Source organism: Glaciecola sp. G7-5 (assembly GCF_055808975.1).
The window spans coordinates 4,124,307-4,145,786 of the sequence record NZ_CM147892.1; the positions used below are offsets into that span (position 1 = coordinate 4,124,307).

The following is a 21,480-nucleotide window of genomic DNA, read 5'->3' on the forward strand; positions in this document are numbered from 1 at the left end:
TTACCAAAAAATTAAATACCAGATTGTAAGCTAGCGATAATAAACTTATTTAAATCGCCGTCTAGTACTGCTTGGGTATTTCGCGTTTCTACGCCGGTTCGCAAATCTTTTATACGGGAGTCATCAAGCACGTATGAACGAATCTGACTGCCCCAGCCTATATCAGACTTTGTGTCTTCCATGGCTTGCTTTTCTTCGTTTTGTTTTTTCATTTCCAGCTCATATAATTTTGCTTTGAGCTGTTTCATTGCTTGGTCTTTATTTTTGTGTTGCGAGCGATCATTTTGACATTGCACCACCGTATTAGTCGGTAAATGCGTTATTCTCACCGCTGAATCTGTTCGGTTTACATGTTGACCACCAGCGCCCGAGGCACGATAGGTATCAATGCGTAAGTCCGCAGGGTTCATATCAATATCGATGTCATCGTTAATCTCGGGATAGGCAAAAGCAGATGCAAAAGAAGTATGGCGTCTGCTACCTGAATCAAAGGGTGACTTTCTAACTAGTCGATGCACACCCGTTTCAGTGCGCAGCCAGCCGTATGCGTATTCGCCCGTAAATTTGATTGTTGCGCTTTTGATACCAGCTACATCGCCATCCGAGACTTCTATAAGTTCGGTTTTAAAGCCTTGTTCTTCGCCCCAGCGCAGATACATGCGTAGCAACATATTGGCCCAATCTTGCGCCTCGGTTCCACCGCTCCCTGACTGAATATCGATATAGCCATCATTAGGGTCATTAGGACCTGAAAACATACGCCTAAATTCAAGCTTTTCAAGCTCGCTAATCAAGCTTTGTAACTCTTGCTGCGCTTCGTCAAAGGTTTCTTGGTCTTCTGCTTCTACCGCTAATTCAAGTAAACCTTCAACATCCTGGGTACCTTGCTCAAGGTTTTGAATTGTATTGACAACAAGCTCCAAAGCAACCTTCTCTTTCCCTAAGGATTGAGCCTGTTCAGGGTTGTTCCAAATATCGGGATTTTCGAGTTCTCGAGAGACTTCTTCTAGTCGTTCCACTTTAGTATCGTAGTCAAAGATACCCCCTAAGCGACTCTGCGCGGGTACGAATATCGGCTAGGGCATTATTTATTGGATTTACTTCAAACATGCAACTCTTTCGATTAATAAATTAATGGCGGAAGTGTACCCAAAATCCCACCATTTTAACAGGTGTATATCTATATTTGCCTACACAAACGCTTGTTTGTGTAGGCTTTCTATATACGGCTGAGGTCCGTTAGGCGTTTTTGAGAGCGGTGGTAAAAGCAACAGCTTGCTGGCCCAAGCTATGTAGCTTTTTAAGTGTGGCTTCGTCAACGACTTTTCCTTGGTCGTCAATTAGTTCACTTACCTTAGAAATAGCTTGTTGTGTTGGGTGTACATGCATCCCAATGTTCCCCAAAAGCATTCTTAATGGCACTAAACCACGCAATCCGCCTATGGCGCCCGGTGAAGCTGCCATTAACGTCGCTGTTTTGCCCTTAAAGGCGGCGAGTGGTTTTTCACCCTCTTCCATCCGTGATGCCCAATCAATCGCATTTTTAAGCGCGGCGCTAAAGCTACTGTTGTACTCTGGTGTTGCTATCAAAAAGCCATCATGCTGCATCATTAATGTTTTTAGCTTTTTGGCTCCTTCAGGAATACCTGATTCAGCTTCATCGTCTTCACTGAATAAGGGGGCTTTGAAGTCATTTAGATGGACAACTGTTACCTCAGCACCCGCTGCTTTTGCTCCATCAGCGGCAGCAACAACGATGCTTTGATTAAACGAATCTTGACGAAGGCTGCCACTAAAGGCCAATAATTTACACATAAGCTTCCTTAAATAAATGAACGTAACAAATAAAATGTTGATACTGCTATCTTGTTACGCTTAAAACGCTATTTTGTTCATCTACAGTATGTATCAACTACATTTTTTGCATGGTTTCAATACCAAGTAAGTCAAGGCAGAGCTTTAATGTATTGGCAGTCACCGCACATAAGCTAAGTCGTGTGTGCTTACTTTGAGCGCTTACATCTTCTTTTAAAATTGGGCATGCTTCGTAAAAACGCATAAACAATGAGGCAAGTTCATACAAATAGGTGCAAAGCACATGTGGCGTTGCTTCTTTTGCCACTAGCTCTAGCGCGTTTTGACACTGCAACAAATGCAAACATAGCGCCTTCTCTACATCGTGCTCAATGACGATGTTAGCGGTATTCTCATTTTCGCCTTGGACCATGCCTGTGCGCGGATCAAAATTCGCTTTTTCAAAAATACTTTGAATACGGGTGTAGGCATATTGCAAATAAGGTGCTGTATTGCCTTCAAAACTGAGCATCGCGTCCCAATCAAAGACGTAGTCCGTGGTTCTATTTTTACTTAAATCAGCGTATTTAACTGCACCAATACCAAGTTTAGTCTTCATTTCTGCCAGTCTTTCGCTCGATATGGCTGGCTTACCTTCGGCAACTAGTTTGTCTGAGCGGTCTTGAGCAAGTTTTTCAGCCCTTTCAATTGATTCATTCAATAAATCAATTAACTTAACCGTCCCGCCGCTACGCGTTTTGAAAGGCTTATTGTCTTTGCCTAACATCATGCCAAATGGGCAATGTTGATAAGACTCCTCTTCACCAATAAAATCAGCTTTGCGAGCAACAATTTCAGTTTGTTTAAAGTGTAGGGCTTGTCTGGCATCGGTAAAAATAAGGGTACGGTCAGCGTGCAACTGTGTGCTGCGATAACGAATTGCCGCCAAATCGGTGGTCGAATACAGATAACCACCACCTGATTTTTGCACGATATACACCGCAGGTTTACCATTTTTATCGGCTAACTCATGTAAGAATACGACTTGAGCGCCAGCGTCTTCTTGCGCTATCCCTTTGTCCTTCAATATACTTACAACGTTAGCTAGGTCTTTATTGTAGGCGCTCTCACCCATAACATCGTCTCGTGTTAGCGACACACCTAAGATTTTATAAATATATTCTGAATGACTAATAGAAACGTCAATAAAGTTTTGCCATAAGTCTAAACATGCTTTATCGCCGCCTTGCAGCTTCACTACATAAGCTCTCGCTACATCGGCAAAGCCTTCTTCGTTGTCAAAACGTACCTTTGCTTCACGGTAAAAATCTTCCAAATCACTCAGTGCTGTTTCAGCCACTTGGTTTTGCGCCAACTTATCTTGAAGATGCGCTAATAACATTCCAAACTGTGTGCCCCAATCGCCCATATGATTTTGACGAATGACTTTATGCCCTAAAAACTCCAAACATTTTACAACAGCATCACCAATAATCGTCGAGCGTAAATGCCCAACGTGCATTTCTTTGGCTAGATTGGGCGCTGAGTAGTCCACTACAACCTTTTGTTGGCTTTGCGCTTCTATGCCTAGTCGCTCATCGTTGGCAAGCCCTTTGAGTTGCTCTGATAGCCATTGGCGACTCAAATGAATATTGATAAAACCGGGGCCAGCAACTTCAATCTTGTCTGCAATGTCACCAAGGTCAACAACTTCTATAATTTGCTGAGCAATTTCTCTAGGATTTAATTTTAGTTTTTTAGCCAAGGCCATAGCGCCATTAAACTGGTATTCGCCAAAGCCTTGTTTTGCGCTTTTCGCCACAGGAACCGGGGCATCATTATGGCCCATTTGACTTAAGGCTTGCGTAAAACGATTGACTAATAATTGTTGTATGTTCATGTCTAGAAAAATGCCTTATAAAAAATACTAAGTGTGTCTTAACAATTTGCCTGCGCGTTAACGCTACTGTTCGCGTGTTGCTGTGAATTTAATATCTGGATAGCGTTCTTGTGCCAGCGATAAATTAACCATGGTAGGTGCGATATAAGTTAAGTTATCGCCACCATCAACGGCTAAATTCACCTCAGTTTTTCGTCTAAACTCATCCAATTTTTTAGGGTCACCATAGACCCATCGTGCGGTACTAACATTCACATGCTCGTATAATGCATCAACGTTATACTCAGCTTTAAGCCGCGCTACAACAACATCAAACTGCAATACACCAACCGCACCAACAATTAAATCATTATTGATCAAAGGGCGAAATACTTGCACTGCGCCTTCTTCAGAAAGCTGAATGAGCCCTTTTAGCAATTGCTTTTGTTTTAGAGGATCACGCAAACGAATGCGTTTAAATAACTCAGGTGCAAAATTAGGAATCCCGGTAAATGTGTATTTAGCGCCGCTGGTAAAGGTATCACCAATACGCATGGAGCCATGGTTATGCAAACCAATAATATCACCCGCATATGCCTCTTCGAGTAAAGCGCGATCGCCGGCCAAAAAGGTAAGCGCATCTGACACTCTTACATCTTTGCCGATGCGGCTGTGATGCATTTTCATGCCTTTTTCGTACTTACCCGATACGATACGACAAAAAGCAATACGGTCCCGATGTTTAGGATCCATGTTGGCTTGAATTTTAAATACAAAACCGCTGAAGCTAGGCTCTTTTGCGGCAACGAAGGTATCTATGTCGGTTTGTCTGCCTAGAGGCGGCGGAGCCCATTCAACTAGGCCGTCAAGCATATGATCCACACCAAAATTACCCAATGCTGTGCCAAAAAACACAGGGCTTAGTTCGCCCTTCAAAAAGGCATCGTGATCAAAATCGTGAGAAGCGCCCTGCACTAACTCAAGCATTTCTCTGAGTTCTTCGGCGTAAATACCTATGGCTTCATCTAGTAAAGGATTATGTAAGCCTTTAATAATTCGTGTTTCTTGAATGGTGTGACCTTGGCCTGTTTTATAAAGAATCGTTTCATCGCGTAATAAATGATAAACGCCTTTAAATTCTTTACCCATACCGATGGGCCAGGTTATTGGCGCGCATTTTATTTTGAGTATGTCTTCAACTTCATCGAGTAAATCAATAGGGTCACGGGTGTCGCGATCTAGTTTGTTCATGAAAGTAATAATGGGTGTATCGCGAAGCCGAGTGACTTCCATCAGCTTAATTGTGCGCGCTTCTACACCTTTTGCCGCATCTATCACCATCAAACATGAATCAACAGCGGTGAGCGTGCGGTAGGTGTCTTCAGAAAAGTCTTCGTGCCCAGGGGTATCGAGCAAATTAACTAAATGGTCACCGTATGGAAACTGCATCACCGAGGTGGTTACCGATATCCCTCTTTCTTTTTCCATTTCCATCCAATCAGACTTAGCATGCTGACCTGATTTTTTTCCTTTTACAGTACCCGCTACCTGCAACGCGTTTCCGAACAACAAGACTTTTTCTGTAATTGTGGTTTTACCAGCATCGGGGTGACTTATAATGGCAAACGTTCTTCGTTTGTTTATTTCACTATCTAAAAGACTTTCACTCATACAAAATTAACCTTTTTACACCCTTGGTGGCAATTCACAATTTAGACGTTTGACCTATGCGTCAATTTAGCGGGGTATTCTATCGAAATCCAGACTATTTTGCTTAGCTAAATTTGGCTTATTTGTTTTTACAGTGAACATGAACATGCGCTAACTTACAGTTGTCTACACATCACTAGAGCATCGTCGAAGGTGTTATTAGCTAGGGTGTAATAATCTTTGCGGATACAGACAAGTTCAAAACCACACTTTTTGTATAAACCTTGTGCTTTTTCATTAGTTTGTGCAACTTCGAGTAAAATGCGATCGCCGCCTTTTTTGCTTGCTGATTGGATGACATATTCAAGCAAATTAAAGGCAATTTTCCCTCTTTGATGATCCTGGTCTACACAAATATCTTCAATTTCAAATTCGCCCAGTACTTCTGATACCAGAACATAAGCAAGGCATTTTTCATTGCTCATCACAATAATTGAATTGGGCATGCATAAAGCCTTTTGGAAGGTTGCAAACTTCCAAGGCGTTGAACGGTGACTACAGAAAATTGTGTAGGCGCTTTGATGCAGACTCGGTATATCTGCCGCGGCCATAAACGAAAGCGTCGTCATTCACTTAGCTGACAAAAGGTCGAATATTCTGCCAGATTAACTTTTTAAGTGCAGCTTCATTGGCGTAACTTGTTGCAGGCAGATGCAGTATTTTATTTTCATCATCAAATCTTGGGACACTTTCGTCAAACACACAGGCATCGTTTGTAATTTTTAGTAAATTACAAAGGTCGTTTAACCAAGACTGCTCAGCTAAATCAATCTGTTTGACTGCTTCGTATAGATTTATGCCAAGTGCATGAAGCTGCGCTTGCTGTTGGGGCGATAACTGAGGCGAGTTAGTCAGAGAAGGTTCAGGCATAATGTTGACTTCCCTTAAAGCGATAGTTTCAAATAAAAATTGGCAGGGGTGGAGGGACTCGAACCCCCAGCCATCGGTTTTGGAGACCGCTGTTCTACCAATTGGAACTACACCCCTATGCTCGGCACGCATTATAACCAGCCCGGAAAATAAATAAAGTGATTTATTTTATATCTTGCTCGAGACCAATAGATCTAGACCAGAGTTCATAGGTGAAACTAACTAAACTGCTTGTTTCTTGTACTTTATCGAAGACTTCTTGCATTGTTTTGTTGGCTAAATGTGCATAGCATTCACACAACGCGATAATTTCATTGTGGGTTAATTGGTTAATTGCACAGCAGCTCGCGATATCAAAATATCGACATCCCAAACCCGCATACTCCCAATCAAAAACAGGGCCATGTGGGTAACTAATATGCTCTATGTGTAAATCGTTATGGCAAAGTACAAAGTCATCTCGATACTTGTCTAAATAACTTGTCCATTGTACTTTTTCTGACTGATACTGTTGCTTAATTCGTGCATTCTTAACGTGTATTTTTTCCAATAGATCGCCCAATGTTCATCTAGAGCAATTAAGGGGGCTGAAATAAATGAGCTGTGCACGTTGTAAAGAATTTCAGCAAACAATTCGGCTTTGTTTAGCTGGCTTTGATGATCTTGTAGCAATGTTTCGTTTGTGGGCACCTCAATCCATTCTTCGCAATAAGCGCTAGCATCTTCGCTTAAGAATAAGGGCGTGGGTGCTAAACCTAGAATCGCTAATTCTTCTTGCATTTTAAAAACTTGTTGGCGGTCGATTGGCAAAGATTGATTTTCACTAAACACTTTAAATAACAATGAACTATGTCCGTCGTAAACTTTATAATTACGATTTATAGCGCCACTTGCAATTCGTTTGACCTCAAAACTAGGGGCATCGATCTCAAGCAGTTCATAGCGTTTCAAGGTATTGAGGATGAGCATTCCATCTGCTGATTTTTTTAAATCCGCAATGTTCATGTTTGCCTCCTGCTTCGATATACATCAAACCAATGAAACAAACCCCTTACCGCAAGGCAAATATAAATAAACATCAACAGCATGCTTAAATATAAGGCTTTATCATAGAGGAGAAAAACACTACTTAGATTTATGAAACTCCAGTAGTACCAGTTTTCAAGTTTTTTTATTACTGTTAAATAGGTCGTAATTAGGGAGAACACCGATATGCCAATATCCAACAAAACTAAGTCGTAATTAATAAATTGTTTTGCGAACAGATATACCAAAGTACTTATGCTCAGCCCCACTAAAATCGTCATTATATGCTCTGACCAGCGCATTCGAGTGATAAACACTTTTTGCTTGCCTGAACGGCCCCACGTAATAAAACCGTAAACCGCCATCGCCATATAGTATACGTTTAGCAGCATCTGAAACATTAAGGTAACGTCCCAATAAACATAAGCATATAAGGCTGTGCTTATGAAACCTGCCGGCCAGCACCAAATAGATTCTTCAGCAGCTAGCCAAACATAAGCAATAGCAAAGGCAACAGCAAATATTTCACCAATACTTTGCTGTTGCCATTGGTTTGCTAAAAGCTCCCAGATCGACAAGCGTTAAGCCAAGTTCATATTAGTAGCGTTTAGAAATTTACACACAAACACAGCTTGGCCTACTTGTTCAAAGCTCGCCTTCATCTCGATTTGCATAATATTCATTAAATAGCTGTATTCACCGCTAACTAGGGTCGATGTGTGACTCGTCCTAACCAATAGATTTGGATTAGTATTCAAACTATCAATAAAATCTTTGATATACGGAATATAGTCTTGGTGCAAAGGGTATAGTGATATTTCTACGGCTAATTGCATGATTATTCCCATTCATAGCTAAAACTTATACCAAGCTGTCGTACCTGACCAAATTGAAAATAGGGTCCAAAGGTACTGTAGCCATCACGAGGGTCATTTGGGAAACTCCCAAAACCGCGTGTTACGATTTGTTCGTCGGTAATATTTTTGACCCATAATTTTACTGAATATAAGTGCTCACCTTGTGAATGCCAGCTAAGTTCAGTATTCAATACAACCGTGGAGGGGGAACGTACGTCGTGATTCACTCCCAATCTGTACTTGTCCTTTATATCTACGTCAAAAAACCATATAAGGTTTGACGAAATTTGCCAAGTAGAACTTGCGTAAGCCGTATATTTTGGCGCATGAGCTTGTTGTTGCACTTCAACAAAGTCACCATTTAGTTTAGTGTAGCCGCCAAAAGTGGCGTCCAAATAACCAAGGTTTGTTTGCAAGTACCAGTTCTCGAGTAGATCCCAAGTAGCCGATAGCTCTATCCCTTTGTTAATGCCAGTATTAGCATTGCCTTTTGCATCAGCAAATGAAGAAGCCCCACTACCATCGATAGCGAATAGAACTGAGTCATCTACTTGGGCATCGTCTCGGTCCATATAGAAAAAGGTTAAGTTGAGATTTGCGATATCATCAAAAGCCGCACCTTTTATACCAAGCTCATAATTTACATTGTATTCAGGGTCAAAAATTCGGTTATCTGCGCTAAGACGCTCATCTATATTAAAACCACCCGCCTTGTAGCCGCGTGAAACACTAGCAAACAACAAATTATTTGCTAATTTATAGTCTAAGGCTAAGGATGCAGCGACCAATGTATCGTTAATAGTCGTGAGTCCTTGGTAATCCTCAAAATCCGCTTCGAATTTTTCAATTCGCGCAGCGCTTGTCAATCTCGTTTTTTCGTTCAAAGCAAACACATACTGACCAAAAACAGAACGGTTTGTCGGTTTATAGTCAAGTAGGTAATCATCTGTTAAATAGGTATTTTGGCGAACTAAATCTTCGCTGTGCTGAGTGATATTAGCCCCGAGTAAGTAACTATTTTCACCCGCCTTTACTGTACTAGCAAATTTGAAATCGACACCCACACGGCTAATAGAACGGTCATACAAATCAATAGATGAATATCCGTCAGGGTGAATGCCAACAAAGGTCCAATCTTCATCAAATCCGTATTTTGTATCGACACTCAATGAGTAAGCTGTCAATTGCAGTTTATGTTTATCTAATCGATAGCTGTATTTTACGCTTCCTGCAATAGCATCGAGCTTATCAAAGCCAGGTTGGTCCGAAAGCGTCACTGTATTGTCGAGCGAGAAAGCGTCATAGCCATTGTCTATATCAAATTTATAGACATTGACCGCTAAGTCACTTTTGTCATTCAAACTTATATTAGTCACTAATGTTGCTGTGGTTTCGTCGATTCCATTGGTGTTGTCGCGGTTTAAAAAGTCATTGCGAACAAAACCGTCACTTTGCACCTTTTGTGCGGAAAAACGCGCATTTATGTTGTCGCTAAGGGCGCCTGAGACCGTTGCGCCAAGTTGTGATTCATTGTATTGACCATAGCTAGCATCAAACTTCGCATAGGTATCTGTGGTTGGCGTATTGCTAACCAATTTAACGATACCACCCATACTATTAATACCGCTGGAAACGGACTGTGGCCCTGACAACACCTCTACTTGCCTTAAGTCATAAAGTGTTGCTAAACCGCCAATACCCGAAATATCAATATCATCGAGTAATATCCCAATAGACGGGTTTACTGGCTCAGCAAACTGCGAGCGCTCCCCTATTCCTCTAATTTGAATAAATTTACCACGCGATGCACCGCTCGAAAAATTTACGTTTGGCATGACACCGAGCAAGTCCTGCAGATGACGCGCTTGTCGCGCTTCAATTAAGGCTTGGTTTAATACATTGACGCTTGCCGGCAGTTGGGACAAATCTCGTTGTGATAAGTCCGCGGTCACTACTATCCGCTCAACAGATTGCAATTCTTCTTCACTAGGGTTGGTATTAGTAGTTTGTGCGTTGGCAAGGTTACAAGCAATAATCGCTGTGAAAAGCGAGCTGAGCTTAAACAAAGCGGGGAAATTAGGTATTGGTGATAGTGTAGAACTTTTAAGTTTTTGATTCATGTTTGGATCTCTTCAAAAAAAACGAAAAGAACCGGCAATCGTGGCATTTAGAAGGTAATTAGTTGACCATTCCTACGCCGGTACTAACCGGATCAGGTAACTAAGGGTTTTCAATTTAGAATCTCAGCGAATAAACGCACCCCTTGGCTCACGCAAAATGACGTAATACGAACAATGTGCTTAAATGTCACACGTTTTTACAACAACGACCTTTGCGCGCATAGGATAGCAAGAACTTAACGATAATCAAGATATTATCTATAGTTTTTGCGAGGGCTTTGTGAGTTAAAACGATAATAATAGGCAATATCAATGAATGAATTAAAGAGTGTATTGCATTGAGATTACCTTGTAGGCCGACTTTAGTTTATCATTAGCTAATCACCGAAAAGTAGTAATTACGCACTTCTCTAATCTATGAATAACGAAAGCGTAAACTGAACGAGAGTAAACGACACTTGAATGCTAAATCTACACGAGTTTGAGACATGGCTAAGCACAAAAAGTAGCGGCTTACATCATCGCCAATTTTTGCTGTTAGATTTACCTTTAACGCAAAGTATAGTGATTCTAGAAGCAATTATTGCGCACTTTGATTGCACATCGCTAATGACGAATACCTTAGACATAGCCAAAACGCAAAAGATTAAACTCAGCCGCTACCAAGACTATTTAGGCCATCAATCATCAGCGCTTATTTTCGACGCGTTATCGGGCTTTAACCTAAACGCTTTATACGCTGGTGCTGGCATGGTTAGCCACAAGGGTTTAGTTGTCATTTTATTGCCACAGAATAAGGAATCTAATCGGCAAGCTTCAGCACTAAAGTATAACTACGGAAATGAAGTACGAAGTGACTACTTCACGCCGTTTTTTGTTCGACTAAGCAAGCTATATAATGCGGCTTACGTTAATGAAGTTGTGATGGAACTGCCCTCAAGTGAAATTAACGCAGCTTTAGGTTCAGTAGCTAATCGAGAAATAAAAAATAACGAACACGCAACTTTTTGTGCAGGCGAATTGTTAGGCCAAGAAACTAAGAGCATGAAACCTGCGCTGACGCTTTCTTCAATGCAGTTAGAAATATATGAAAAAATTACTACTCGCCTTGGTGAATCTCGCAGCAACAACATACCGTTAAAACAAAATAGGCGTATTGATGTTATCTTAGGTGCACGAGGCCGCGGTAAATCAACATTGTTGGCTGCAATTGCGCACAAGTTGCTAAGCACTTTATCAGCTGAAGCGAAGCCGATAACACTCGTTGCTTGCTCACTCAGCAAACAGCAACTAAATACATTTTATAAGGTTTTAGATAGTTTTCACGTTATTGACGGTGCGCTTGAGGCGCAAGAAAACGTAAGCAGTCCGATAACTGTAAAATATTATGCGCCTGATGAAATTATTAATCAGGCACCTAAAAACGCGCTAGTATTGATTGACGAAGTTGCCTCAATTGCGCCTGCCCTACTTAAGCAGATATGCGCTTTTTTTCCTCATTGTGTTCTTACTGGCACCAGCAATGGTTATGAAGGGAGTGGAAAAGGCTTTGTTCAGCGACTACTGCCGTTTTTAACTCAAAACTACGCTACCGAAGTTTATCAACTTACCGAGGCCTTTAGGTGGTTGCCTGGGGATTATATCGAAGGCTGTTTAAATCACGTTTTAGGCCTTTTACCGGTAGGCTCATTCAAGCAAACTAGTGAGCTTAAGCGCAGTGCTTTAAGCAGTATTCAACATGAAATAGTCACCAAAAAAGAGTTAATTTCTGACGTTCATCTTTACCAACAAGTATTTGCTTTGTTAAACGAAGCTCATTACCAAACAACCCCAAATGATATTGTACGCACGCTGGACGCTGAAGAGTGTGAAATCGCAATTTCTTACCACTGCACAAAAAATAAAAGCCCATTAGGTAGTCGTATCATTATTGCAGTTGCGATTCTTTTTACGGAAGGTGGCAAAACCCTTGAGCCTGTTGCTCAAGACGTAAGTATGGGTAAACGCCGCGTACAAGGGCATTTAAGTCCTCAGGCACTCTCCTTGTTTCTTTATTCGACAATTCCATGCTGTTTGCGGTATTTGAGAGTAAATAGAATAGCTGTACTGAGTGAATTCAGAAAGCAAGAGCTTGGAAGTAAATTACTTTCCTTTTGTATGGCCCATGGCAAAAGCAAAAATTATGACTACCTGAGTGTTTCTTTTGGTTATACACCAGCGCTCTATCAGTTTTGGCAAAAAAATCGTTTTGTATTAGCGAAATATGGACACCGCATAGATACCGCAAGTGGCACTGCTAGCGTGTTAATGCTAAAGCAAATAAACGACACTAAAAAAATTGATAACACATACCTGCAATTGAGGTTGGCCATAGAACAACAGTATCTTTTTAGGCATGATAAACGCCTTAGTGAAATATACTCACAATTATTTATGCAAAATAGCTTAATGCCTCGTCAGTCAGAAGTAGTATCAAACGCTAATCTGTATTTAGCCTTACAAAATTACCTAGACGAGGCAATTGATATAGAAAAAGTGTTGCCAATATTATGTTCACTAACAAATGATGCCAAATCACAATCTAAAGATGGTGTTAAGCAAGAACTACATGATCAATTAATGGCATATACGATGAAAGGCCAGCACAAACATAAAAAGCAAGTACTCTCCTTTAATATACGTAAGCTCCTCAAACGAATAATAGACGGTGAAGCCTAAATATTAGACAAAAAAAACCGCCGATAACGGCGGTTTTTTGTATTTGCAAATAAAGAAGTTATATCTTTATTCCACGATTTTCAGCTTTCTGTTTTATGTAAGGTATCCATGCTGACGCATTTCTACGCATAGTCGAATCCTTCCTAGCTTCTGTAGCGTGCTCGAAGGCCTTGCGGTAATTACCCACATAAAAATTCGCCTCCATTAACGAGAAATGAACTTTACCTTCATCATCTGTGCCGTTTTCAATGGACTTATTAAGTGCTGTAATAGCACCTTTATAATCTTCGGCAGTTAGCAACAGTACACCTTGCTTACGATAATAATCAGCATCACCACTTTTTACAGCAGCTTGACCATAAACTTTGGCCGCTTCTTTATATTCGCGGGCTAGTTGTAATGAATTAGCCATACTCGCTAAATCTGTCGCTTCGCTCTCAAGCATACCAGAATCAATATACTTTCTTTGAAGTACCGCAGACTTGTAAGGTACATCACTTGAGCCATACAACTGAACTAAGGCCTTGAACTCAGACTTCTTGGTCAAGTATCCTTGTTTATATGCAAGAGAAAATGTGGCTAGCGCCTTTTCATAATCTTCTGTAAGCATATAAAAGAAACCTAACTGAGACCACCAGTTCTTTTCACCAGGAAACAACTCAACTAAAATTTCAGCTACAGCAACTGCGCCGTCATAGTTTTTCATTTCATGGTAAGCATTAATTTTTAATGCATAAGGGTTTTTATTAGGCTCAGGATAAGTAGCAATTGCTTTATCCGCAATGGTTAACACCTTATCGTAAGCTTTCATTTCTGTATAAGCTTTTGCCATACGTGTGTAGACGTCACCGTCTTCTTTACACGTAAAATCCATCCACTTATTATAGTACTTGATAGCTTTTTCGTACTGTTCTTCCTGGATTGAAAAATCGGCAACTAGCTTAAGTAAGTCAGCTTGATCCTTATCGTTCAAAACACCTAAATCTACGGCTTCAGTTAGACGTCTTAAGGCTTCTTCTTCCTTGTTATCTTCAGAAACAAGCAGTTGTCCCAAGAACTTATTAACCGTTGCAATATCAAAAGGCTCTTTTGCCTCTATCTCACGCAACATTGTTATCGCTTCTTGAACACGCGACTTTTCTTCTAACTCTTCATTGAGGTAGGTTTCATAGGCTTTTTGAAGCTTTTTACCTGCACGCTCACCTAGTAGTTGCGTTTTAGCTTGCTCGTAGCCAGGGCACGCAACCGGCAATGATTGTTGTGCGAATGAAACACTCGAATAAGAGCCAACCAAAACCGCACCAGCTGTAATCAAAATTTTATTCAATTTTTTCATATTAGCCTCCACCAAGGGTGAAATCTAAGCGAACTTGTAAACCAGGTTGTCTTTGAGCTACGCCATCAACAACTTTAGGTCTGTACTTCCACTTGCTCAAAGCACGTTTCGCTTCTCTATCGAAAATACGCTTAGGATCGGCATCAAGGACTTCTACGTCTTCCACACCGCCTACTTCGTTAATTGTAAACGATAGCTGTACCCAGCCTTCTTTACCGTCACGAGCAGCTTCTGGCGGATACTTTGGATCAATACGTACGATCGGCGTTGCATCACCGTCACGCATCATGGCACCAATACCACCGATACTAACACCAACACTGCCTGTATCAACGCCAGGTATGTTTAAGCTGAAACCGTTAGCATCAGGCTCAGCTGCATCAGGTTCAACCATCTCTACTTTTGGCGGCTCTTTAGGCGGCGGAGGTGGAGGTGGTGGTCTACGAACCCGTGTAGTAAGGTTTTCGTCTGGTTCAGACATGATTATGTCGATCACAGGAGGCGGCTCAACTGGCTTACCGGGCGTACCTGTATTTTCGACTAACTTTGCCATAACAACAAACAGCGCAAACGCAATCACGCCGCCCAGTAATATCGAAGCAATAAATCTAATCATTATGACCCCCTAACCGCTATCGCAACTGTATCAACACCAGCTTGCTTGACTTGGTCCATTACTTTTATGACCACGCCATGTTTAGCTTTAACATCAGCTTGTATGTAAACAGCATCAGTTGGCTGTTCTAACAAAAGCTTTTCGATGTTTGGCTTGACTGCTTCAAGAGAAATTTCACGGCGGTCTATCCATACATTTCCATCTTCAGTTATTGCTATAAAGATGTTTGCATTTTTAAACTTTTGTGCCGTTAGCCCCTCTGGCTTATTTACTTCAATACCAGCTTGCTTCACAAAAACGGTGGTAACAATAAAGAATATAAGCATGATAAACACGATATCGAGCATCGGTGTCATATCAATCGCTGCATCTTCTTCTTCTTCTCTAACTTTACGTCCCATAACAACCTCGTTTAATGATGTGGCATGCTATCGACTAGCTGGTCTCTTAGGTTTTTCGCTTTCGCTTCTAAGCGAGAACTAAAAAACAAACCAGATAATGCAGCAACCATTCCCGCCATTGTAGGGATAGTTGCCATCGATATACCTGCTGCCATCAATCTAGGGTTACCAGTACCTTGAGTAGACATGGTTTCAAAAACACCAATCATACCCGTAACGGTACCTAACAACCCTATTAGAGGGCACATAGCTACTAAAGTTCTGAGAATTAACAATCTAGCTGTTAATCCATCAGAGGCCTGTGAAATCCAAGCGTCACGAATTCTATGCGCATACCAAGAGGTAGTGTCAGTTCGTGCATCCCAATCAGCAATAATTTTCTTTCTTACTGTTGGAAAAACTGACGTCAAATACCAATAACGCTCTACCATTAATACCCACATTAAAAAGAGCGCGCCGGCGACGAAATACAACACGTCACCACCGGTAGCGATGAATTCCCTGACAGATTCCCATAATCCGACTAGGAATAACATATTATACTTTCTCCGACTCAGCGTGAGACGCAATTACACCAGCCGTTTGCTCATCAAGAATGTGAACAATAGACTTAGCGCGACCGGCTACAACACTGTGCATTAGGATAAGAGGTAATGCAGCGATAATCCCTTGAGCAGTTGTTACAAGTGCCATTGAGATAGAACCCGCCATAATACGAGGGTCACCTGTACCGAACAAGGTAATTTGTTGGAAGGTAGCGATCATACCAAGTACTGTACCTAATAGACCAAGTAGTGGTGCTATTGCGGCAAATATTTTAATGATATTGATACCAGACTCTACGCTTGGTAACTCTTTCAAGATTGCTTCATCAAGCTTGAGTTCTAAGGTTTCAACATCGGCGTTTTTGTTTGCATTGTATACCGTTAAAATACGGCCTAATGGGTTTGTATTAGATGGATTGTCGATATTGTTTAATTGGCTTCTCATTTTTCCACCAACCGCAGTTAGCTGAATGATTTTGAACAAACCAATTAACAAACCAATAATAAGCATTACAGTTATAATGTAACCAACTATACCACCTGCGTGATAACGCTCTTCAAGAGTTGCTTTTTGTTTGAACAAGTTCAATATAGCGCCACGAGAAGGATCGACAAAAGTCGCAACGAAACCTGAATCGGCTTCTAATAAATCCTGCGTTGAGGCAACCTGAAAGCCTTCTGGTTGACGACCTAGAGGACGGATGGTTTTAGTCTCTTCGTCATAAACCAAGTAACCTTGTTCACCAATCAAGTTAAACGTACCGATACGCAGTACTTCTTGAGTAGTAGAACCACCCGTAAGGTCAACTACATCGGCGCTAAACTTAGCAATTTGGCCTGATTCAGTCATTTCAGTCTGTAAAGAAATCCACAGTTCTTCTAATTCACGAATATTTGGAAGGCCTTTAGAGTCTTGAGACATTTCTTGCAGAAACGCTTCACGACCAGGGTACTGAGCGCTTACAATTGAAGTAGAAATGGTTCCGTAAGCATCAGCAGACGCCTGACGAACAACACCAAACATTTCACCTAATGTACCTGAGGCTTGGTCTAATTCTTCTTCTTTTGAAACGATGGTTTGTTCGTTTTCAGCAAACTTCGCCTGTAAACGATCTCCACGTTGCTCTTCAGCACGAAGTTGGCCTTGAGCGTTACGCAATAAAGCTTGTTTATCAGCGCGTTCGCTCATAAATTCAGCTTCACGTTCTTGATTAATACGTGCTTCAGATACACGGTCTTTTTTAACTTGTTCTAGTAGATCTTGCAAACTTGCAGGAGCTTGTGCACTGGCCATACTCGCCATCAAAGCTAAAGAAGCAGTTGCAATAAATGCTTTTATTGTTGTTTTCATTAACCTTACTCCGCTGCTTTGATTGGTAATTTGATAAGGTCTTCAGGTACTAAGCCCTGAGCCATACGTGTTGCTTGAATTACAGAATCAAGATATTCGCCACCTAATTCTTCCCAAGCACGTTTCTCATTATCCCAAACCCAAGCAGTTTGTTGGTCAAGTGTAAGTGCTAGCAATGCTGTTCTGCCTAAGTTGAAGAATTCAACCGACACGTCTTGGCCGCCAACATTGATTTTACCTTCATAAGATTGAATACGGTTACCATATTCGTTCTCAATTGAATAGGCATCAAGTACCTGACGGAATTGCTCAGAAACCGTTACACTTGAATTACCCATGATGTCACGTAAACGCCCTACGCGATCTAAGCGTTCTTCTTTATTGATTGGCACATCTAAATTGATGAAATTCTCTAGACTGTCAATCATGCGCCCCATAAGCGGTACAATATTTTGCTTAGTTTCTTCGATCGAATCGATTTGGCGTTGCAATGAATCAATGACGCGTTGCTGGTCAGCAACTAAGCGAGCAAGGTAGTCATTGTAAATTTTTAAGTTTTCGGTTTGGTCGATAACAGCGCGATAATCCACTAGCAACTCTTGCGATTGCTCAAAAAGACTATTGATCTTTTCTTGAGACTTAGCAGCAGCCACGTGAATTTTACGCTCTTCCTTTTGCACTTCTTCTAGCGGACCAGCAAAGGTCATACTTGTCGAAGCAAGCGCTAATGCACCTACGACGCAAGCCGCGATTTGAGTTCTCTTGCTCATTTTGGACATATTCCCAACCATTAAAATCTGTAGTTAAAGTCACTAGGTGACCTAATAGGTTTATAGTTATTGATAAATGTGCCCTGACCAAAGTCGGGCACGCTCATAAATACTCACAGGATGTTACATAAATGTCAAGAATCTCGATGCGCTAAAATGAAAAAATAGTCATGAAAATTGCCTTGATTTTTTAGCAAATTTAATAATCAGTAATATTTCATTAACATAATTCACCACAAACGACTGTTATAACAAGGCTTTAAAAGACAAATCAGACCAGATAAAAAGCAATTTGCAGTACAAGCCCCCTAAAATAGCACTCATAGTAATAATCTCTAGAATTTACAATTGGGCCTAGTAAAACGCGCTTTATTGCTTGTAATACCTACAAATATGTAACAATAGAAGTTAAAAAATATTTTGAATATGCCGATAAAAACGTTTATGGATGGGATAAAAACGGGATGTACATGAAACTAGATGCTGATATTCATAATTATTACGAACATTTGGTGCTTGAACACATTACAGAACTAGGGCTTGAAAAAATAAAAGACAATAATTACTTGGCTGACTTAACATGCCTCGCACTAAATCAATTGAGTCCGCGCTATATTCGCTATGAAGTAGACATGGCATTTTATTTACCCAATTCTGAACGACAACAAATGCGAATGAATGTGCTAAACGCCATTCAAGCTGGAGTCGAATATCTCGATGGGCTTAAGGTTGTTGTTGATGGTGGCAAACTCCAGCCACATCCCGGCACATGAGTCCCTTAGTACGGCTGCTCCCTTCCGGGCCTGACCGGGTTCCCAAGTTATCATTGCGAGAGGACCAGAGTTTACCATAGGTATGCTCAGCATCTTCGCCAAGCGATGCGCATTATGCCGAGATCATTGTTGTTATGCAAGTAACAACAATGAAATTGTCAGTGATTATTAAGCAATTGTATAAAAGGTGTTCGAGTCCTCTGTCAATTGCTTTTTGAAAAGCAGAGATCTACTATTAACTAAAACGCGCTGCTGCGATCGCATTAGCGACCTGTTGAGTCGGCAAATCCTGCTGTTGCGCTTGCGCGAGTAGCGACGATACGGTGTCCCCTATTTTTTTCACTTCTGCAAGTAATTTTTCATCACTACCATCGTCAAGGGTTTGGTGATGTATATCGATAATCCCACCTGCATTAATAACGTAATCGGGCACGTAGGTAATATTTCTATGCTTAAGTGCAAGGTCCATTGCACTGGTAGACAATTGATTGTTTGCTGCGCCAGCAATAATTTTAGCTTTGAATGCGTCAATCGTATTTTTATTGATAGCAGCGCCTAGTGCGCAAGGAGCAAATACGTCAACGTCGAGACTATGTATGGTCTTGTTATCTACTATTGTTGCACCATATTCTTTATGGGCGATGAGTAAATTTTCTTCATATATGTCTGATACAAAAATCTTTGCACCCGCTTGGTGTAAATGCTTTGCCAAACGCAATCCAACATGCCCTACCCCTTGAATGGCAACCGTTTTGCCTTGTAGGTCAGAACCAAAAACGTGTTTTACCGCTGCTTCAATACCACAAAAAACACCCAAAGAAGTAGACGGCGCTGGATTTCCATCAGGTTTATTGCCGTCAATACTGTAGCGTGCTTTGTTGCCTGAAGCATACTTTGTTTGACTTGCCATTTGATTGATGTCTTGTACGCTAATGCCAGAGTCTTCGGCAATAATGTATCGACCATTGAAGCTGTCAACAAATCGACCCATAGCCTGCATTAGCTCAGTCGATTTATGTTCACGCGGGTTACCGATAATAACCGCTTTACCACCTCCTTGGGGTAAATTGGCCATCGCGGCTTTGTACGACATCCCAGCGGAAAGCCTAAGCACGTCAGTCAATGCCTCGTCACTATTGGCATAGGGCCACATCCTACAGCCCCCAAGGCTTGGACCTAGCTTAGTATTGTGTACAGCAATAATCGCTTTTAAGCCGGTTTTTTTATCATGATGAAAAGCAACTTGCTCATGATTATCAAATTCAATATGTTCAAACAAAGCCATTGGAAATCTCAGTTTTTTTATTGTTGTGGTTTTACCATGGTGTAGGCAAATTGCCTACCGCTACATAATAAATAGTAGCTGAAATATTTAAGGATAAGTGTTGCTATTGTATTGGCTTGACGCCATATAGATAAAAAGAATAGAGATTTGTTTACCAATTATAGGACATTCATCCTATACTCAAGTTCTATTTAGTAAACTTATAATGAAACACCGCTTGTACCTAAGCCCATTATTTTTTTATAGAAAGACATTATTATTATGAAACTAGACAAATTTGATCGCGAAATTCTTCGTGTAATGCAACGTGACGCAACTGTGTCGATGGCAGAGTTGAGTCAATATGTGGGCTTGTCGCATACACCTTGTTGGCGTCGCGTTAAACGCATGGAAGCTGACGGTATTATTCGCCAAAAAGTGACTTTACTTGATGCAAAAAAATTAAATTTAGGCGTCTCCGTATTCATTTATGTCACTCTAAAGAATCATGATGGTGATTCTTTGACTAAATTCGAAAATGCCGTGCAAGAGATAGATGAAGTTATTGAATGCCATACAACCAGTGGTGACAAGGACTATCTATTAAAGGTTATTGTCCAAAGTATTGAAGAATATGAGCAGTTACTAAAGTCAAAGTTAACAAGTTTACCTTTGGTAGACCACCTAAGTTCAACCTTTGCCCTGAAGCAGGTCAAAAATACCACAGCCCTGCCCATCTAACTCAAATAAAAAGTATTATTTTGGCGCATCTGATTGATTTTCAGGTGCCGCTTTTATAAAAGCATCAAGTGCTTGGCAATTTTTATATACTTTTTCTATCGTCGGGTAAGGAGTCATATCAACCTTGAATCTATGCGCATTATATACTTGCGGAACTAAACAGATATCTGCAAGCGTTACCTCATAACCATATGCGTACTTACTAGCCCGCGTACTTAATCGTTTCTCAAGCGCTTCGAAGCCAGCCGAAATGATATCGCGAGACCACGCAGCAACCGCATCGTTATCTGCACCAAAATCACTTTTAAGCTTATTTAGCACTCGTAAATTAGTCACCGGCTGTATATCGCAAGCAATATCTTGGGCAAGCATCCGAACTCTTGCCCTGTCAGTAGCATGTTGCGGTAAAAAAGCTATATCAGTTGGATACTTTTCGTCCAAAAATTCAATAATCGCCATTGACTGATTAAGCGTTAGGTCCATATCTTCATCAATCAATGTAGGTACCAACATTGCTGGATTTAAGCGCTTGTAAGCATCACTTTTTTGTTCCCCTCCATTGTTTACTAAGTGGACGGGAATATACTCGTATTCGAGCTGCTTCAAGTTTAGTGCGATCCGCACTCTATAGGTTGCTGAAGAGCGCCAATAACCGTGCAATTTAAAGTTCATATAAAAATAACCTCGAATCAAAAAGTATGCAGGTCAT

At 41.0% G+C, this 21,480-nt stretch carries 21 protein-coding genes, 1 tRNA gene, 1 other RNA gene, 1 pseudogene and 1 riboswitch; of the genes and pseudogenes, 3 read left to right on the forward strand and 21 right to left on the reverse strand.

The window, feature by feature from the left end:
- Window positions 1-11: 11 nt before the first annotated feature.
- The 12 genes from prfB to AC0L6H_RS18265 all read right to left on the reverse strand — a co-directional run bounded on the left by prfB (window position 12) and on the right by AC0L6H_RS18265 (window position 10,256).
- Window positions 12-1,110 (reverse strand): peptide chain release factor 2 gene (gene prfB / locus AC0L6H_RS18210; RefSeq protein WP_473390656.1). Its coding sequence is split into 2 segments (ribosomal slippage): window positions 12-1,034 and window positions 1,036-1,110, totalling 1,098 coding nucleotides; the frame shifts between segments, so codons are not numbered across the junction.
- 129 nt (window positions 1,111-1,239) lie between these two features.
- The gene (locus AC0L6H_RS18215; RefSeq protein WP_473390658.1) at window positions 1,240-1,815 is read right to left on the reverse strand and encodes an NADPH-dependent FMN reductase; all 576 of its coding nucleotides are present in this window, start codon (window positions 1,813-1,815) and stop codon (window positions 1,240-1,242) included.
- A 97-nt stretch (window positions 1,816-1,912) separates the two neighbouring features.
- Window positions 1,913-3,694 (reverse strand): arginine--tRNA ligase, encoded by a 1,782-nt coding sequence (gene argS / locus AC0L6H_RS18220; protein ID WP_473390659.1) that lies wholly within the window; start codon window positions 3,692-3,694, stop codon window positions 1,913-1,915.
- Window positions 3,695-3,757: 63 nt separating this feature from the next.
- Window positions 3,758-5,344: a peptide chain release factor 3 gene (gene prfC / locus AC0L6H_RS18225; protein ID WP_473390660.1), complete on the reverse strand. Its 1,587-nt coding sequence runs from the start codon at window positions 5,342-5,344 to the stop codon at window positions 3,758-3,760.
- 155 nt (window positions 5,345-5,499) lie between these two features.
- A complete protein-coding gene (locus AC0L6H_RS18230) occupies window positions 5,500-5,829 on the reverse strand; it encodes a GNAT family N-acetyltransferase (protein WP_473390662.1) in 330 nt (109 codons plus the stop codon).
- Window positions 5,830-5,956: 127 nt separating this feature from the next.
- Window positions 5,957-6,253 carry a hypothetical protein gene (locus AC0L6H_RS18235; RefSeq protein ID WP_473390663.1) on the reverse strand — a complete coding sequence of 99 codons (297 nt, stop codon included), beginning with the start codon at window positions 6,251-6,253 and terminating at the stop codon, window positions 5,957-5,959.
- Window positions 6,254-6,293: 40 nt separating this feature from the next.
- A tRNA-Trp gene (locus AC0L6H_RS18240) sits at window positions 6,294-6,370 on the reverse strand.
- A 46-nt stretch (window positions 6,371-6,416) separates the two neighbouring features.
- Window positions 6,417-6,803: a phosphotransferase family protein gene (locus AC0L6H_RS18245; RefSeq protein WP_473390664.1), complete on the reverse strand. Its 387-nt coding sequence runs from the start codon at window positions 6,801-6,803 to the stop codon at window positions 6,417-6,419.
- A complete protein-coding gene (locus tag AC0L6H_RS18250; protein WP_473390665.1) occupies window positions 6,725-7,258 on the reverse strand; it encodes a protein kinase family protein in 534 nt (177 codons plus the stop codon). Before AC0L6H_RS18250 ends, AC0L6H_RS18245 begins: the two co-directional genes overlap by 79 nt.
- Window positions 7,255-7,857: a nicotinamide riboside transporter PnuC gene (gene pnuC, locus AC0L6H_RS18255; RefSeq protein WP_473390667.1), complete on the reverse strand. Its 603-nt coding sequence runs from the start codon at window positions 7,855-7,857 to the stop codon at window positions 7,255-7,257. The genes AC0L6H_RS18250 and pnuC overlap by 4 nt, the downstream gene beginning before the upstream one ends.
- 3 nt (window positions 7,858-7,860) lie before the next feature.
- On the reverse strand, window positions 7,861-8,115 hold the full coding sequence (locus AC0L6H_RS18260; protein ID WP_473390668.1) for a YkoF family thiamine/hydroxymethylpyrimidine-binding protein: 255 nt from the start codon (window positions 8,113-8,115) through the stop codon (window positions 7,861-7,863).
- Between the two features lie 2 nt (window positions 8,116-8,117).
- Complete coding sequence (locus AC0L6H_RS18265) at window positions 8,118-10,256, reverse strand: TonB-dependent receptor (protein WP_473390669.1); 2,139 nt, start codon at window positions 10,254-10,256, stop codon at window positions 8,118-8,120.
- 52 nt (window positions 10,257-10,308) lie between these two features.
- Window positions 10,309-10,410: riboswitch (TPP riboswitch) on the reverse strand.
- 308 nt (window positions 10,411-10,718) lie between these two features.
- On the opposite strand from AC0L6H_RS18265, the gene AC0L6H_RS18270 reads away from it, so the two are divergent.
- Window positions 10,719-12,974 (forward strand): tRNA(Met) cytidine acetyltransferase TmcA domain-containing protein, encoded by a 2,256-nt coding sequence (locus AC0L6H_RS18270; protein WP_473390671.1) that lies wholly within the window; start codon window positions 10,719-10,721, stop codon window positions 12,972-12,974.
- A 58-nt stretch (window positions 12,975-13,032) separates the two neighbouring features.
- Here the strand turns inward: AC0L6H_RS18270 and AC0L6H_RS18275 are convergent, their stop codons facing one another.
- Genes AC0L6H_RS18275 through AC0L6H_RS18300 form a run of 6 tightly spaced genes read right to left on the reverse strand, consistent with a single transcriptional unit; the run spans window position 13,033 to window position 17,993 of the window.
- The gene (locus AC0L6H_RS18275) at window positions 13,033-14,310 is read right to left on the reverse strand and encodes a tetratricopeptide repeat protein (RefSeq protein ID WP_473390672.1); all 1,278 of its coding nucleotides are present in this window, start codon (window positions 14,308-14,310) and stop codon (window positions 13,033-13,035) included.
- Between the two features lies 1 nt (window position 14,311).
- Window positions 14,312-14,926: an energy transducer TonB gene (locus AC0L6H_RS18280; RefSeq protein ID WP_473390673.1), complete on the reverse strand. Its 615-nt coding sequence runs from the start codon at window positions 14,924-14,926 to the stop codon at window positions 14,312-14,314.
- Complete coding sequence (locus AC0L6H_RS18285; RefSeq protein ID WP_473390675.1) at window positions 14,926-15,327, reverse strand: ExbD/TolR family protein; 402 nt, start codon at window positions 15,325-15,327, stop codon at window positions 14,926-14,928. Before AC0L6H_RS18285 ends, AC0L6H_RS18280 begins: the two co-directional genes overlap by 1 nt.
- A gap of 11 nt (window positions 15,328-15,338) precedes the next feature.
- The gene (locus AC0L6H_RS18290) at window positions 15,339-15,863 is read right to left on the reverse strand and encodes a MotA/TolQ/ExbB proton channel family protein (protein ID WP_473390676.1); all 525 of its coding nucleotides are present in this window, start codon (window positions 15,861-15,863) and stop codon (window positions 15,339-15,341) included.
- A gap of 1 nt (window position 15,864) precedes the next feature.
- Window positions 15,865-17,223, reverse strand: coding sequence for a MotA/TolQ/ExbB proton channel family protein (locus tag AC0L6H_RS18295; RefSeq protein ID WP_473390677.1), 1,359 nt, complete (start codon window positions 17,221-17,223; stop codon window positions 15,865-15,867).
- A 5-nt stretch (window positions 17,224-17,228) separates the two neighbouring features.
- Window positions 17,229-17,993, reverse strand: coding sequence for a DUF3450 domain-containing protein (locus tag AC0L6H_RS18300; protein WP_473390679.1), 765 nt, complete (start codon window positions 17,991-17,993; stop codon window positions 17,229-17,231).
- 470 nt (window positions 17,994-18,463) lie between these two features.
- Here AC0L6H_RS18300 and AC0L6H_RS18305 point away from each other — a divergent pair.
- Window positions 18,464-18,712, forward strand: a pseudogene (locus tag AC0L6H_RS18305) (late competence development ComFB family protein); the annotation flags it as partial.
- A 27-nt stretch (window positions 18,713-18,739) separates the two neighbouring features.
- Here AC0L6H_RS18305 and ffs read toward each other — a convergent pair.
- Both ffs and AC0L6H_RS18315 read right to left on the reverse strand, forming a co-directional pair.
- Window positions 18,740-18,836, reverse strand: an RNA gene (gene ffs / locus AC0L6H_RS18310) — signal recognition particle sRNA small type.
- 165 nt (window positions 18,837-19,001) lie between these two features.
- Entirely contained in the window at window positions 19,002-20,051 is a 1,050-nt protein-coding gene (locus AC0L6H_RS18315) for a Glu/Leu/Phe/Val dehydrogenase dimerization domain-containing protein (RefSeq protein ID WP_473390680.1), read from the reverse strand.
- Between the two features lie 261 nt (window positions 20,052-20,312).
- Here AC0L6H_RS18315 and AC0L6H_RS18320 point away from each other — a divergent pair, with 261 nt between their 5' ends.
- Window positions 20,313-20,771 (forward strand): Lrp/AsnC family transcriptional regulator, encoded by a 459-nt coding sequence (locus AC0L6H_RS18320; RefSeq protein ID WP_473390681.1) that lies wholly within the window; start codon window positions 20,313-20,315, stop codon window positions 20,769-20,771.
- 15 nt (window positions 20,772-20,786) lie between these two features.
- Here the strand turns inward: AC0L6H_RS18320 and maiA are convergent, their stop codons facing one another.
- The gene (gene maiA / locus AC0L6H_RS18325; RefSeq protein ID WP_473390683.1) at window positions 20,787-21,443 is read right to left on the reverse strand and encodes a maleylacetoacetate isomerase; all 657 of its coding nucleotides are present in this window, start codon (window positions 21,441-21,443) and stop codon (window positions 20,787-20,789) included.
- Window positions 21,444-21,480 lie beyond the last annotated feature (37 nt).

Excerpts from the sequence above, each read along its gene's own strand:
- AC0L6H_RS18280 (WP_473390673.1), bottom strand. The coding sequence starts at position 14,926 with ATGATTAGATTTATTGCTTCGATATTACTGGGCGGCGTGATTGCGTTT.
- AC0L6H_RS18295 (WP_473390677.1), bottom strand. The coding sequence starts at position 17,223 with ATGAAAACAACAATAAAAGCATTTATTGCAACTGCTTCTTTAGCTTTG.
- AC0L6H_RS18275 (WP_473390672.1), bottom strand. The coding sequence starts at position 14,310 with ATGAAAAAATTGAATAAAATTTTGATTACAGCTGGTGCGGTTTTGGTT.
- AC0L6H_RS18250 (WP_473390665.1), bottom strand. The coding sequence starts at position 7,258 with ATGAACATTGCGGATTTAAAAAAATCAGCAGATGGAATGCTCATCCTC.
- AC0L6H_RS18270 (WP_473390671.1), top strand. The coding sequence starts at position 10,719 with ATGCTAAATCTACACGAGTTTGAGACATGGCTAAGCACAAAAAGTAGC.
- maiA (WP_473390683.1), bottom strand. The coding sequence starts at position 21,443 with ATGAACTTTAAATTGCACGGTTATTGGCGCTCTTCAGCAACCTATAGA.
- AC0L6H_RS18215 (WP_473390658.1), bottom strand. The coding sequence starts at position 1,815 with ATGTGTAAATTATTGGCCTTTAGTGGCAGCCTTCGTCAAGATTCGTTT.
- prfC (WP_473390660.1), bottom strand. The coding sequence starts at position 5,344 with ATGAGTGAAAGTCTTTTAGATAGTGAAATAAACAAACGAAGAACGTTT.
- AC0L6H_RS18260 (WP_473390668.1), bottom strand. The coding sequence starts at position 8,115 with ATGCAATTAGCCGTAGAAATATCACTATACCCTTTGCACCAAGACTAT.
- argS (WP_473390659.1), bottom strand. The coding sequence starts at position 3,694 with ATGAACATACAACAATTATTAGTCAATCGTTTTACGCAAGCCTTAAGT.
- AC0L6H_RS18290 (WP_473390676.1), bottom strand. The coding sequence starts at position 15,863 with ATGTTATTCCTAGTCGGATTATGGGAATCTGTCAGGGAATTCATCGCT.
- AC0L6H_RS18315 (WP_473390680.1), bottom strand. The coding sequence starts at position 20,051 with ATGGCTTTGTTTGAACATATTGAATTTGATAATCATGAGCAAGTTGCT.
- AC0L6H_RS18265 (WP_473390669.1), bottom strand. The coding sequence starts at position 10,256 with ATGAATCAAAAACTTAAAAGTTCTACACTATCACCAATACCTAATTTC.
- AC0L6H_RS18230 (WP_473390662.1), bottom strand. The coding sequence starts at position 5,829 with ATGCCCAATTCAATTATTGTGATGAGCAATGAAAAATGCCTTGCTTAT.
- AC0L6H_RS18235 (WP_473390663.1), bottom strand. The coding sequence starts at position 6,253 with ATGCCTGAACCTTCTCTGACTAACTCGCCTCAGTTATCGCCCCAACAG.
- AC0L6H_RS18320 (WP_473390681.1), top strand. The coding sequence starts at position 20,313 with ATGAAACTAGACAAATTTGATCGCGAAATTCTTCGTGTAATGCAACGT.
- AC0L6H_RS18300 (WP_473390679.1), bottom strand. The coding sequence starts at position 17,993 with ATGAGCAAGAGAACTCAAATCGCGGCTTGCGTCGTAGGTGCATTAGCG.
- AC0L6H_RS18285 (WP_473390675.1), bottom strand. The coding sequence starts at position 15,327 with ATGGGACGTAAAGTTAGAGAAGAAGAAGAAGATGCAGCGATTGATATG.